The sequence below is a fragment of the Eisenbergiella massiliensis genome (genome assembly GCF_003435485.1).
The window spans coordinates 384,973-397,287 of record NZ_QVLV01000003.1; the positions used below are offsets into that span (position 1 = coordinate 384,973).

At 45.6% G+C, this 12,315-nt stretch carries 13 protein-coding genes; 3 read left to right on the forward strand and 10 right to left on the reverse strand.

The genetic code is table 11. From position 1 onward, the window contains the following. Positions 1 to 120 precede the first annotated feature (120 nt). Both DXC51_RS06815 and DXC51_RS06820 read right to left on the reverse strand, forming a co-directional pair. Complete coding sequence (locus tag DXC51_RS06815; protein WP_081745277.1) at positions 121 to 1,506, reverse strand: MATE family efflux transporter; 1,386 nt, start codon at positions 1,504 to 1,506, stop codon at positions 121 to 123. A gap of 19 nt (positions 1,507 to 1,525) precedes the next feature. Next, positions 1,526 to 2,527, reverse strand: coding sequence for a phosphotransferase family protein (locus tag DXC51_RS06820; protein WP_117544118.1), 1,002 nt, complete (start codon positions 2,525 to 2,527; stop codon positions 1,526 to 1,528). Between the two features lie 111 nt (positions 2,528 to 2,638). Here DXC51_RS06820 and DXC51_RS06825 point away from each other — a divergent pair, with 111 nt between their 5' ends. Beyond that, positions 2,639 to 3,496 carry a helix-turn-helix domain-containing protein gene (locus DXC51_RS06825; protein WP_117544119.1) on the forward strand — a complete coding sequence of 286 codons (858 nt, stop codon included), beginning with the start codon at positions 2,639 to 2,641 and terminating at the stop codon, positions 3,494 to 3,496. A gap of 52 nt (positions 3,497 to 3,548) precedes the next feature. Here the strand turns inward: DXC51_RS06825 and DXC51_RS06830 are convergent, their stop codons facing one another. Genes DXC51_RS06830 through DXC51_RS06855 form a run of 6 tightly spaced genes read right to left on the reverse strand, consistent with a single transcriptional unit; the run spans position 3,549 to position 7,425 of the window. Beyond that, positions 3,549 to 3,653, reverse strand: coding sequence for a cysteine-rich KTR domain-containing protein (locus DXC51_RS06830; protein ID WP_117544153.1), 105 nt, complete (start codon positions 3,651 to 3,653; stop codon positions 3,549 to 3,551). A gap of 24 nt (positions 3,654 to 3,677) precedes the next feature. Beyond that, positions 3,678 to 4,313 carry an endonuclease III domain-containing protein gene (locus DXC51_RS06835; protein ID WP_117544120.1) on the reverse strand — a complete coding sequence of 212 codons (636 nt, stop codon included), beginning with the start codon at positions 4,311 to 4,313 and terminating at the stop codon, positions 3,678 to 3,680. A 15-nt stretch (positions 4,314 to 4,328) separates the two neighbouring features. Beyond that, positions 4,329 to 5,165 (reverse strand): bifunctional DNA-formamidopyrimidine glycosylase/DNA-(apurinic or apyrimidinic site) lyase, encoded by an 837-nt coding sequence (gene mutM, locus DXC51_RS06840; protein ID WP_243003141.1) that lies wholly within the window; start codon positions 5,163 to 5,165, stop codon positions 4,329 to 4,331. Continuing rightward, on the reverse strand, positions 5,134 to 6,048 hold the full coding sequence (locus DXC51_RS06845; protein ID WP_035320945.1) for a radical SAM mobile pair protein B: 915 nt from the start codon (positions 6,046 to 6,048) through the stop codon (positions 5,134 to 5,136). Before DXC51_RS06845 ends, mutM begins: the two co-directional genes overlap by 32 nt. Next, on the reverse strand, positions 6,041 to 6,967 hold the full coding sequence (locus DXC51_RS06850; protein WP_117544121.1) for a DUF1848 domain-containing protein: 927 nt from the start codon (positions 6,965 to 6,967) through the stop codon (positions 6,041 to 6,043). The genes DXC51_RS06845 and DXC51_RS06850 overlap by 8 nt, the downstream gene beginning before the upstream one ends. Before the next feature lie 2 nt (positions 6,968 to 6,969). Then, positions 6,970 to 7,425, reverse strand: a complete 456-nt coding sequence (locus tag DXC51_RS06855) for a MarR family winged helix-turn-helix transcriptional regulator (RefSeq protein WP_021634465.1) — start codon at positions 7,423 to 7,425, stop codon at positions 6,970 to 6,972. Positions 7,426 to 7,880: 455 nt separating this feature from the next. Between DXC51_RS06855 and DXC51_RS06860 the strand changes: the two genes are divergently transcribed. Then, a complete protein-coding gene (locus DXC51_RS06860) occupies positions 7,881 to 8,717 on the forward strand; it encodes a polysaccharide deacetylase family protein (RefSeq protein WP_117544122.1) in 837 nt (278 codons plus the stop codon). 90 nt (positions 8,718 to 8,807) lie between these two features. On the opposite strand, the gene DXC51_RS06865 is transcribed toward DXC51_RS06860, so the two are convergent. Both DXC51_RS06865 and DXC51_RS06870 read right to left on the reverse strand, forming a co-directional pair. Next, positions 8,808 to 9,872 (reverse strand): helix-turn-helix domain-containing protein, encoded by a 1,065-nt coding sequence (locus DXC51_RS06865; protein WP_117544123.1) that lies wholly within the window; start codon positions 9,870 to 9,872, stop codon positions 8,808 to 8,810. A 172-nt stretch (positions 9,873 to 10,044) separates the two neighbouring features. Beyond that, positions 10,045 to 10,983 carry a LysR family transcriptional regulator gene (locus tag DXC51_RS06870; protein ID WP_147332345.1) on the reverse strand — a complete coding sequence of 313 codons (939 nt, stop codon included), beginning with the start codon at positions 10,981 to 10,983 and terminating at the stop codon, positions 10,045 to 10,047. Positions 10,984 to 11,232: 249 nt separating this feature from the next. Between DXC51_RS06870 and DXC51_RS06875 the strand changes: the two genes are divergently transcribed. Further along, positions 11,233 to 12,315: an NAD/NADP octopine/nopaline dehydrogenase family protein gene (locus tag DXC51_RS06875; protein ID WP_117544155.1), complete on the forward strand. Its 1,083-nt coding sequence runs from the start codon at positions 11,233 to 11,235 to the stop codon at positions 12,313 to 12,315.

The following is a 12,315-nucleotide window of genomic DNA, read 5'->3' on the forward strand; positions in this document are numbered from 1 at the left end:
GTTATCTTTATTATTCATTTGCGGTATATTATTAAAAACTCCGTTTTTCCAACATTAGTTTCAGGGCAAGCCCAATGAATACAGAACAAAAACATAAAAGGAGGCTGTCGGGAAATACCGTTATGCCGCCGCATCCTCCTCCCTCGTCAGGTTCTTCAGCCACAGATATTTCCTATACCGTGGAAGTATAAACGGAAGCTTTACGATTTCATCAGCGCACATAAGAATGTACACTACCATTACGGGCAAATCAAACACGAACGTCCCCAGGAGCGCCAGCGGCAGGGCAAAGCACCAGGAAGCAAAAAACACACTGATGGCGTCGTACCTGGAATCACCGCCTGCCGGGAAAACACCACATACCACTATCGTATTAATCGAGTATGCAAACACATAAACACCGCTGAACAAAAGCATCATAATGAGATACTGTTTTGCGGTCTCAGACAGCACAAAGAATATCGTAACAACAGGCGCCAGAATACAAAGCAGCGCCATATGTATACCGCCTGTCCAAAAGGAAATATAACAGAAACGTTTCCCGTACTCCCTGGCCTTGTCAAACATATTCCTGCCGAGCAGCTTGCCCACCATAATGCCCGCACCGGCGGAGATGCCCTTGCAAACACAGGTAATCAGTTCCTGCGCCACAGAGGTAATGGATGCGGCAGCGGTCGCATCCGAACCAAGATGCCCCATAATTAAGGAGTGCAGCGAGAAACCCAATCCCCAGGCAAGAGAACTCCCAAGCATGGGAAGCGATACCTTGAACATATCCTTTGTGATTGCTTTTGAAAACCACTTGAACCCCTGTAAATCGGGACGAAGGCTGCCTTTTTTATGAGATTCGGTGATGCACCACACAAGCGCCACAAGCTCAACGACAACAGTAGAATATGCTGAGCCGTTTGCACCCAGCCTGGGGACTCCGCAAAGACCATAGATGAGGAAAAGGTCAATTACCATATCGGTAATAAGGGTTACGACAGAGATATAAACACTCTTAACAGCCTTTCCCTCAAGCTTCATCATAAGATAATAGCAGTTGGTAATACCTGAGAACAGATAGGAAAACGCCACCGCACGCAGATAGGATGTTCCAATCTCAATAAGCTTCGGTTCGGGCGTATAAATCCGCATAAGTGTTTCAGGAATGAACATGGCAAACGCAAAGAACACAAGGGATATTCCAAATGCCCATTTGAGAATGGTACAGAATATGTTTTTTACCATGGTCCTGTCGCCCTTGCCCCAATATTGAGCTAAAAGCACTCCGCCGCCGCCAACTACCGCGCCGATAAACAGATTCATAATGAATACCACCTGATTGGCAAGAGAAACTGCGGAAACAGCATCCTGTGAAAAACGCCCGAGCATCAGGGCATCAGTTGCGCTAATAAGGGCTACCAGCAGATTCTGCATTCCTATCGGTATTGCGAGGGAAAATAATTCTTTGTAAAAATCTTTTTTATCAGCAGATAATATAATTCTTGCTTTCATCATCATTCCGTCCTTTATCTGATCATTATTTTAACGCTTCAAGCGCCTGGAGCAGCATATCACTGTGTCTGCGCATTGTTTCTTCTCTGTCTTCAAGTTCATACCGGTATATCTCTACACCAATCAAAAGCGCCACATATACCCAGTACATTTTCAACCGTATTTTTTCATTTTCACCGAACACAAACGGGTGAACCTTCTCGTATCCTTCCCTGAAATAAATGGCGTCCTCAATTTTACCGCAGATTGTCTGTGATGAAATAAATTCGGCAACCGGATCGCCGTAGAAGGCTCTCTCATGATCTATTATACCGTCAATATGATATATTCCGTTTTCTTTTTTCAGCAAAATGTTTTTAGACCACATATCAAAATTGACAAGGGAGGGCGTTTTTACCTCGTCGAGAAGATGCCAGCAGGGTTCAAGCGCAGCATAAACCGCATCATACGGTAGCTTTACACCATCACGGATTCCGTCTTCAACCATACGATCAATAAATGCATGGAAGGCTTCCCGCCAGGAGGGATAATGATAGGACTCATCCTCCTTGATATATCCGAAATAATCACCCTTTACAGAATGGAGCTTTGCGGTATATTCACCCAGCTCCCTTTGAAGATCAGCTTCATTTTCAGGGGTAATGTGTGCTTTCAAATGTTCCCAGGTGTCGCCTGTCAGTTTCTCCATAAAAAAGTAATCGCAGTTAATCAGCGTATGCGAGGAGTCCGCATAAAGAATTTTGGGAGCCGGCACACCGATACCGGGAAGCAGACGGTAAACATAAAGCTCGGTTTTCTGAATTTCCTTTTCATAATGCAGAATATGCTTTCCATCCTGAACCCCAAGCTTCAGAATAATTTCCTCCAATTCCAAAACCGGCTTTGAAAGACGAAGCGAATATAAGGCATTAAACAGACCTTCATTAAGTTCGGTAATTTCAATAGCCTTTACGTCTCCCCCGAATGCGTGTGCAAGCAGTTCCCCGATTTTGTCTGCATCAATATGGGTTTTTGTTTTACTTATCATCGACTGATACCTCGGTCATTGCCAAATTTTTTATAATTATATCATAAGAATATTGCTACTTTTATCAATAAAGAATATTATATTATAAGTATCGTATATTATGAGGTAAATATGGGACTTGAAATATTATCGGATTTATCGGAAATTCTGCCTTATCCTATCCCCGACTTTCCGCTTTATGCCGGAATCGGGAAACTGGCAAACCAAAACCAATATACCGTTGGCTGTCACTTCCATCCTGATTTTGAATTCAATCTGGTGCTGGAAGGCGTAATGGATTATTTTATTAATGGAGAAAATGTTCATCTGGGAACTGGAGACGGTATATTTGTCAACAGCCAAAGGCTGCATTACAATTATTCCCGCGAGCTTACTCCATGCAAATATCTTGTAATTACCGTTTCTCCCTCACTGCTTCCGAAGGAACTCCCTGCGGTGGAACAGCTTATGGCCAGCAAAACAACCCCTGAATGTAGTGATTATGTGCTGTTAAAAAAGGACAGCAATAAAGCGGAACTCTCTCTTTATCCAAAGATACTGCACGAGATACAAACGGGCAACCCCAATGTCTTTCTTACACTATCCTATATGCTGGCATTATGCGGCGCGGTGGTTCCAATGATCCAATCGGATGCTCACGGCGATATCCATGATGCAAAATGGCTGAGCCTGTACGACATGACAAAATACATCCATACGCACTATCAGTCAAATGTAACCCTTTCCGATATCGCTGCGGCCGGCAAGGTCTGCCGAAGCAGATGCTGCCAGATTTTCACCAGATATATGGGCCAATCGCCCATTGATTATCTGATTTTCTATCGTCTGAAAAAAAGCCAGGAGCTGCTGCTGAATACCGACTGCTCCATTGGGGAGGTTGCTTCCAGGTGCGGTTTTAGCGGACAGAGTTATTATTCGCAGATGTTCCGCAGGTTTTTTGGAGTAACGCCGCGCATGTATCGGAAGTGATGCTTTTGTGTGTTGAAAAAAGAGCCGATAACCGCATTTTCTAATCTGCATGCTATCGGCTCAACGTCTTTGTGTCTGTCTCTGTGATATCGGATAAGTTCAGTTGCCGGATATTGATTAACGTCTCATGCTTACCTTTCGGACAATGCAGCGGTATCTTAACTTCATCATATCAACGCTTTTATTTTGGCAGTTTTTGTCTGCAATCCCCATTTAAAAAGCAAATATCGCATTTAGGTGTTTTTTTACAAACAGAAATGCAATGCTCTAAAATCAGCCAATGATACCAACCGTAAAACTGCGCATCCTCTGGCAATTCCTTTTCAAAAAAAAGCTTTATGGCAGTGTCGTCAGAAAAATTATAGCCGAGCCGGAAAAGAAAACGTCGGGTATATGCGTCAATAATAAAGGACGCTTTATAAAATGCATACACAAGAATGACATCTGCCGTTTCCGCACCAACCCCACGTATAGAAAGTAATTCCTTCCGCAGCCGCGGCATGGGTACTTCATGAACAGCCTGTCTATCAAAATGATATTTGCGATACCATGCGGTAAGGGCTTGTATTGTCCGGGCTTTTGCCTTATAGAATCCACAAGGGCGGATAATCTGCTCTAATTCTTCCGTCGATAAATCCTCAATATATTCCGGGGTGAGCTGATTGACAAACATAGCGCAAGTCTTTTCTACGCTGCTCCACGTGGTGTTCTGTACCAGGACCGATTGCAGCATAACAACAAACGGGTCATCAGACCACCAGCGGGGTTGGCCGTATGCCTTTAATAGAATGTAATAAATTTCCTTTGCATTTATCATACTAATTCCTTATTATCAATCTTTTTGGCAGACAGGACAGTACACGCTGCTCCTGCCGCCAATTACAATACGGCGGAGTGCTTCCCCGCATTTTGGACAGGGCTTACCGTCCCGCCCGTAGACTTGTAAAAATGGTGTGTTGCGGTAGTCCTGCCCTTTGGTTTCCAGGTAGTCCTCCGGTGTTATTTTGTTCACCTCAATAAAATAAGAAATACACTCCGGGATAGTAGCGGCAAGGCGTTCCCATTCTTTCATTTTCAGATTCTTTGCAGGACATGCCGGATAAATCCCCGCAGTAAACAAAATCTCGTCTGAATAGATGTTGCCTATACCTGCAATTATGCTCTGGTCCAGCAGACATTCCTTCACGTTTTTTTTTCGTTTTCCCAAATGAGCGTTCAGATAACCGGCGGTAAGCTCCCTGTCAAGCGGCTCTATACCCAATTTTTCAATCCCGCTGTATGTATCGGCTTCACCCTCTTTGAGTAACCAAAAACGTCCGAAACGGCGTGTATCAGAGAACCGTAATTCCTTGCCTTTATTCAGGCTGAAAATAATATGCGTATGCTTTTCTTCCGGGTAGTCTGCCGGGGTAAACAGCAGGCAGCCTGTCATTCGCAAGTGCAGGATAATACGATCATTACTGTTTAACTGGATAATCAGAAATTTTCCCCTGCGTGTCATATGGGAAATGGTTTGTCCGGTCAGAAGCCTGCAAAATTCTTCTGCTGCGGGATTAGCTATTACTTCTGGTCGTTTTACTATAACCTTTTCAATGATAAGTCCTTGTATCTGCGGCTCAATCACTCTTTTTATTGTTTCAACTTCGGGCAGTTCCGGCATGGCTTCCATTGTCCTTTCTTGCAGATTTTTTTATTTGCTCATGGTAAAAATAGTTGACAATGACGGGAGGGGCATTAAAGTCCCTTGTCATGCTGTCATCATTTGTTACATAGTCAAGCCCGATTTCAGCGGCATAGGCTTTTAGTTCTTTGTCAAGCATTGTCCAATAGCTGCGGTTTTTACAATCGTATATTTCATGGTACAAAGGCAAAAGCTGTGCGTATTTTTCCTGTATGTACTCCATAATGACGTTTTTATAACCACCCCGCAGGTTGAGATTCTCCAACCAGATTAGATTGCATTGCGACATTGCCCGCCGGATAATCGCTTTTATATCCGTAATTCCCGGAAATATCGGGGAAATAAAACAGGTAGTACGGACACCTGCAAGATAAAACGCTTTCATGGCGGCAAGCCGCCGTTCTATCGAAACAGCATTATCCATATCTGCCCGGAAATTTTCGTCCAGTGTGTTAATTGACCATGAAACACGGGCATTGGGGAAAGTCTTTATCAGGTCTAAATCACGCAATATCAAATCAGATTTCGTGGCAATGCTTAATTTTGCACCGCTGCCTTTTAACTGTTCAAGCAAAGCTCTTGTACGCCTGTATTTTTCTTCCTGTGGATTGTAGGGATCAGTGACAGAACCGATAAATAACTCCTTTCCTTTATATTTTTCCGGATTTTTAATTTCTTTCCAATGCTTTACATCTAAAAAAGTCCCCCATTGTTCCGTATGTCCTGTAAACCGTTTCATAAAGGAGGCATAACAATATTTGCAGGCGTGGGTACAACCTACATAAGGGTTTACAGAGTATTCACAAACAGGTAAATTAGATTTTGACAAAATATTTCCTGTTTCAATTTCATTGATAATCGTTTCAGTCATAGCGTTTCACCTTTTGGAAAGTCTTCTGCGCTCCTTGTATAAGAGTGTCGTCCGGCTTTATCACTCCAAGCAGCAGCGGAGAAGTCTTGTCATGGTATTTGTAATTTTCAAATGCCTTCTGCGGGTTTTTATTAGCATAGCAATACTTACAGCCGTTCATGCAGGTATCATAAGCCCCTATATCCCGGCTCTCGATACAGTGGCAGCCCTGTCGTGTGCCTTTATGCTTTAAGTCCTTAAATAGAATACCGTTGGCATTCCCCAAAATATCAAGCGTCATACAGCCAGAAGAATGGATATGATAGCGGGAAAAATCCCCGTTTGTTCCGCAGGTCTGAATAGAAATACCGTTTTTCTCCGCAATAGTGCCAAGTCCCTGGGCCAGCGCGTCTTTATCCTGCTCAGACAGGGGAATAAGCTCCGGCATATTACTTTCCAGCTTTTTATACATTTCCACAAAACTGAAAATACAGCGGTCAATGTAAGGGGAAAGCACTTTTGCCATTTTTTCAAAAGTTTCTATATGACGTTGTACCGTATATTCTTTTGTCAGCAAGACGGGATCATATCTCCATGCAATTCGTTGTTTTCCCACCAGCCCAGCCAGTTTTATCAGTGTTTCCATGCTTTCTTCTATACCCGGGACACCCGGCTCAATATCCTTTCCGTAAGCCGTAATTGTGTAATGGAAATAGGTATGGAAACGGTCTGTAATTTCATGCAGCCGCGGCAGTATGGGCTTGTAATTCTTAGAGCAGAAAACAACGCAGTCTACTGTGTCCGGGGTCAGCTCATAGCGCGTCACTTTATTTGGAAATAATGGATTGCGCGAAAGCACATACCCTTCTGAAAAGCGGTTTAAGAGCCATTCCGTGTAATATTGGACGGTATCTGTCCGTCCGCCGGTATTGATAATCATTTTCAGATTTCCTCCGTTTCCTGATTTACAAGTAAAGTTAAATTTTTTGTAAATGTCCTTGACAGGTCAATCAGTTGTTTTTGTTCCTCTGCCGTAAACATTGACATCGCTGTATCCTCTGCCCATGTGATATGCCTGACAACCTTTTCGCAATATAACCGTCCCGCCTCGGTCATTTGAACAATTTTATTCCTCTTGTTCTCCGGCACTTCATCAACAGTAACATAGTTTTCTGCAAGCAGATTTTTAATGATTAAGTTTACAGTCTGCTTAGACTGAAATGTCCGTCGGCATATTTCGGTCTGTGTCATTCCATCCTTTGCATAAAAAAGGGTATTTACTACCAACAACGTTTTCATTAACATACCGTGGCGTTTTGCATATTCATCATATAAAGCAAACTGTTCATCTCTAAATTTACAATATAGATATGCATTTTTCTTATCCTCTTTGGTCATATCAGTTCGCCCTCAATCAATTTATTTACGGTCAATTTATTGACCTTATAATATTAGCATTTATTCTTCGTAATTTCAAGAATATTTAAAAAAAGTTAAAAACCTATTTGCCAGGGCCTGACGGATATGCTTGTTTTTCTTTTGACGGCTTAATTTGGGGCGCAGAATCCCCTTTTCGGCAGCCTCCGCCTGCTCAGCCAACTCTGCCTTGTTCTTAGCAGCTACCCGGGATTTATCTAATCACAAGGTTGTCCCCATTATTTCCCCATACTATCCACATAGTTATCCACATTATCCACCAAAAATTCAAGATGTCGTATAGTAAGGAAACAGCTGCCTATATCTAGTGTCTTTAACATGTGGATAACAGAAAATCAATTTGTCCCCTCATGTCTCGCGGAATAACCACCTATCAGCGGCATATACTGTAACAATAGATTTACTGGGTGCAGCTTATGTTTAAAGATTTTGTTCACCTCATACAATGTAAGATAAAGAGGCTCCGGGAGGCGGAGGACTTTAAGACCAATCTGCGCAACCAGGTAATTAAATCCGCTCTTTTTCTCCTGGGTGTGGTTGCATTTGTAAAATGCGTTACCACGTTTGTCCCTCAAGCTGTTTCCGTTTCAAGCACCATTAACGGAAGAGAACTCCCAATTTATTGCGTGGAAACTGATGAAAAAAAGGTCGCGCTTTCTTTTGATGCCGCCTGGGGAAACGAAGATACACAAAGGATCTTGGAGATACTGGCCAAACACAATATCCATGTAACCTTTTTTGCAACCGGAGGATGGGTGGAAAGCTATCCAGACGACGTAAAAGCCATCCTTAATGCCGGACACGATTTGGGCAACCACAGCGAAAACCATAAAAATATGAGTCAGCTTTCCAACGATGAAAAAGAACAGGAGATAATGAAAGTACACGATAAGGTAAAAAACCTGACCGGTTATGAAATGTTTCTGTTCCGTCCTCCTTATGGCGATTACGACAACGATGTCATCAAAACAGCCACCAAATGCGGCTACTATCCAATCCAGTGGGATGTGGACTCCCTCGACTGGAAGGATTACGGCGTGGATTCCATCATCAGTACCGTTTGCACCAACAAGCACCTGGGAAACGGCTCCATCATCCTGTGCCATAATGGGGCAAAATACACGGCGGACGCACTGGATACCCTGATTACCAATATAAAAGGGCAGGGCTATGAAATCGTCCCTGTTTCCGAGCTGATTTACCGTGATGGATATCATATGAACGCGGAGGGACGCCAGATAAAGGATAAATAAATATATTCTGAAAACATATTTTCCGCCTCCTCCCCCGGAAACAGGAAGTGCCTGATCCCCGGTTCGTATTCCCGGTATCAGGCACTTCCTTTATTTCTTCAGCTTTTCCTTCATGTCCTTCATAAACTCAGTAAAACCGGGAACCTCCCGCAGGAAATCAAAATCCTGCGCCTCCGGGTTTTCCAAATCCTCAAGTATCCTTGGCATCAGCAGGCTTCCTATATTTCTGCCATTTTCCTTCCGGGGGATCCGGCTGTACAGCGCAGAGCTGTATGGTTCCCATTTTTTCAGCATGGCAGGAAGCATTTTCTCCAGGATTTTCATTCCTGCCGCAGCGTCCTTCTGCGCTGTCGCTATTTCAAAGTCTCCCAGATAAGCGCAGTAATCCCACAAATCAAAAATTCCCGTCATTTCCCGGAGCACCGCTGCCACCTGCTTCGCTTCGTCAATTCTCCCCAGCTTCAGGTCAATATCCAGCAGCGAAAGCAGGGAGGACTGCACGCCGTTTATATCCTTCATCAGTTTCTGCTGTGTCAGAGGAGCCGCTTCTTCCCATCTTTCCTGCGCCGTATAAAGGCTGATTTGCAGTCTGTTTTTGCCGTTGGCCGTTTCCTCCGGCAGCTCCTCCAGCAGTTTTTCCGCCCTTTCATACTCCTGTGTTCCCATATATTTGGAAAAAAGCATGACCTTTGCCTGATTTGCCGTCGGGGCATCGGCGCTCCCTGCCGCCTGGACATACAGGCGTTCCAGTACGTCTTCCGCCTCGTCGCTGTCCGGTTTTCCATAAAAGCAAATCAATCCCTCCAGCGTCAGCGCAGTGCTCAGAACCAACGTATCACAGGAAGGAAATTCCCGCAGCTTCTCCATTGCCAGCGCAAATGCCTTTTGTGTGCCTTCCGTTTCCGCCGCGGCCAATAATTCATTCTGAAATGCTCCAATTTCCTGATCGCTTAACTCCTCCTGAAAGGAAAGCAGCGTATTCAAATCTGTGTCCAACAGCCTTGCCAGCGCGGGAAGCAGCGTAATATCAGGATAAGTTACTCCTTTTTCCCACTTATTCACCGCCGGCGGCGATACTCCCAGACGGGATGCCGCCTGCTCCTGGGTCAGTCCCTTTGCCAACCGCTTTTCCCTGATAATCTCATTTATTTTCATGGACGCCTCCTTCTTCCTGCTGCTTTGTCACCTCCAATTATAGCTGTCCTGCCGCACGGAAACAATTGAAGCGTTATTTATTAAAACGATATAAAATTAACCGCCGGTTAATCTCCTGGTAAATGGTTAGCCTTGTAAATGGTTGGTTATTCTGTCATTTAATCCGCCGCTCTCATTCTCCCCATTCCCCGGCCAGCTCTCCGGCATATTTTTGCAGGTAATCGGCAAAACTGCGTACCAGAGACGACCCGGGGCTGTTTTTCCTCCATATGAGCAGATCCAGATTGTATACTCTGGACATGGAGGCCGTGCGCTGAATCATGCCCGCATCCTCCAGAATATCCGCAGGGACGGGGGATGCCCACATATAGGAGCCCGGCAGCGTTTTCAGCAGATCGATCTGGCTTCCCCTGTCATACACATAAATCCTCCGGGGCGGCGTGTCCTGCAGGGTTGGATCGATACGGGCCATTGTCAGGGATGGATTCCTGTGATCTCCGTGCACCACCTCCGTAAAAGGGCGCAGCATATCCGGCGTAATATCCGGCGCACCCGCCAGCGGATGATCCTTACGCATGACCAGCAGCAGTTTAAACTGCATCAGAAGGGTTTCGCACAGATTTTTATTGGCCAGCAGCTGTTTATAATAGCTTTCATAAAAAGCGGGAATCCGTATCACGCCCAGATCACTCTCCGCCCGGAAAACCTGATCGATCACCTTCTCCGTATTTGTCTCACAGAAATGCAGCGACAGCGGCTGCTCCGGACGGATCCTGGCATTCATCCACTGCGACAGCGCCTGGGTGCAGTAGGAAGCGCGGGAAACAGAAATCCCCAGGGAAGCAGGGACCTCCGCCGGCCTGCTTCCAATGTTCTCCAGCATTTCCACCTGAGCCATAATATTGGCGGCATAAGAAATAAACGCCTCCCCCTGAGGCGTCAGCTCCACCCCGCCGGGCGTACGCTCAAAAATTTTAATATGCAGCTCATTTTCCAGGCTCTTTAAAGCGCTGCTCAGATTTGGCTGCGCGCAGAACAGCGCATGGGACGCCTTAGTAATAGAGCCCTCCTTATAAATGGCAAGTACATATTTTAACTGCTGAAGGTTCATCCTTCCCTCCCTGCCACGCCGGTATCCGCCGCCGCATTCCTTATCATTTATCTGTTCCCTCCATATGGGCTGCCGGTTCTGCCTCAGCCTTGTGCCCTGCCGCGCCGTGTCTCTTCCCGGACAGCAGCCCCCGGCCCATATTCTTTTTATATATCCTGATAGCAATTTTATATGATACGTTCCCGGGTTGCAAGCGTTACAATAATTACAGGAAAAAATTATTAATATCACGAAAGGATGTGTATGTATATGGCTTTAAAGGTTGCTGTTTTAGGCGGTGGGAATGGAGGTCATGCCGCGGCTGCGGATTTGACGAACCGCGGCTTCTGCGTACATATGTATGAGGATGCCCGTTTTGCCGGTAATTTACAGAAGGTATTTGAAACACATGAAATCACCATGGCCGGCGCTGCCGGAAATGCCGTGGTAAAAATCGATATGGTGACCTCCGATCTGAAGGAGGCCGTGGAGGATGTGGAATTTATTTTCGTGGCAGTTCCCGCCTTCGCCCATGATGTTTATGCGGATAAGCTCTCAGACATCGTAAAACCGGGACAGACCGTGGTTGTCCTTCCCGGCACCTTCGACAGTCTTATCTTCTGGAAAAAATTCCGTGAAAAAGGGGTAAAGGATGTGGTTGTCGCTGAAACAAACACGCTCCCTTATGCAACACGGCTGCAGGGCCCCGGAAGCACTTTGATCATGAGCCTGTTCAATCCCCTGAAATTAGGCGTCATGCCGGCATGCAAAACGCAGGAAACCCTGGAAAAGCTCCGTCCCTTCTATCCCGCGCTGGAAGCGGTTGAAAGCGTTATCGCCTGCGGTCTTTCCAGCCTGAATCCGATCATCCACGTTCCCGGCTGCATTCTGAACGCCGGACGGATTGAATATGCTAAGGGCGAATTTTTCTTCTATACGGAGGGCTTTACCCCCTGCGTGGCCCGTACCACGGAAGCAATCGACAAAGAACGTATCGCGCTGCTTGACAGCTTCGGCTATGAAAGCGACATCGTTGCCCACGGTGTGGGCGGCTCGGTTGTCACGGACGATATCGGAGAAGCGATTGCCAGCGACCCTAATTTTGCAAAAATAAAAGGGCCTGCCGATACAGGCAACCGCTATTATGCTGAGGATATCCCCTACGGCCTTGCCCCCTGGGCCAAGCTGGCACATGCCATGGGGGTCGGCGTGCCGGTCATCGATTCCATGATCACAATCGGCTCCGCCCTGTTAGGCTATGACTGCTGGGAAAAGGGCCATTCCCTTCAGGATCTGGGAATCGAAGGCATGACAAAGGAACGTTTGAAGGAATATCTGGAAACAGGCTGCTAA

Excerpts from the sequence above, each read along its gene's own strand:
- DXC51_RS06815 (WP_081745277.1), bottom strand. The coding sequence starts at position 1,506 with ATGATGATGAAAGCAAGAATTATATTATCTGCTGATAAAAAAGATTTT.
- DXC51_RS06820 (WP_117544118.1), bottom strand. The coding sequence starts at position 2,527 with ATGATAAGTAAAACAAAAACCCATATTGATGCAGACAAAATCGGGGAA.
- DXC51_RS06825 (WP_117544119.1), top strand. The coding sequence starts at position 2,639 with ATGGGACTTGAAATATTATCGGATTTATCGGAAATTCTGCCTTATCCT.
- DXC51_RS06835 (WP_117544120.1), bottom strand. The coding sequence starts at position 4,313 with ATGATAAATGCAAAGGAAATTTATTACATTCTATTAAAGGCATACGGC.
- mutM (WP_243003141.1), bottom strand. The coding sequence starts at position 5,165 with ATGGAAGCCATGCCGGAACTGCCCGAAGTTGAAACAATAAAAAGAGTG.
- DXC51_RS06845 (WP_035320945.1), bottom strand. The coding sequence starts at position 6,048 with ATGACTGAAACGATTATCAATGAAATTGAAACAGGAAATATTTTGTCA.
- DXC51_RS06850 (WP_117544121.1), bottom strand. The coding sequence starts at position 6,967 with ATGATTATCAATACCGGCGGACGGACAGATACCGTCCAATATTACACG.
- DXC51_RS06855 (WP_021634465.1), bottom strand. The coding sequence starts at position 7,425 with ATGACCAAAGAGGATAAGAAAAATGCATATCTATATTGTAAATTTAGA.
- DXC51_RS06860 (WP_117544122.1), top strand. The coding sequence starts at position 7,881 with ATGTTTAAAGATTTTGTTCACCTCATACAATGTAAGATAAAGAGGCTC.
- DXC51_RS06865 (WP_117544123.1), bottom strand. The coding sequence starts at position 9,872 with ATGAAAATAAATGAGATTATCAGGGAAAAGCGGTTGGCAAAGGGACTG.
- DXC51_RS06870 (WP_147332345.1), bottom strand. The coding sequence starts at position 10,983 with ATGAACCTTCAGCAGTTAAAATATGTACTTGCCATTTATAAGGAGGGC.
- DXC51_RS06875 (WP_117544155.1), top strand. The coding sequence starts at position 11,233 with ATGGCTTTAAAGGTTGCTGTTTTAGGCGGTGGGAATGGAGGTCATGCC.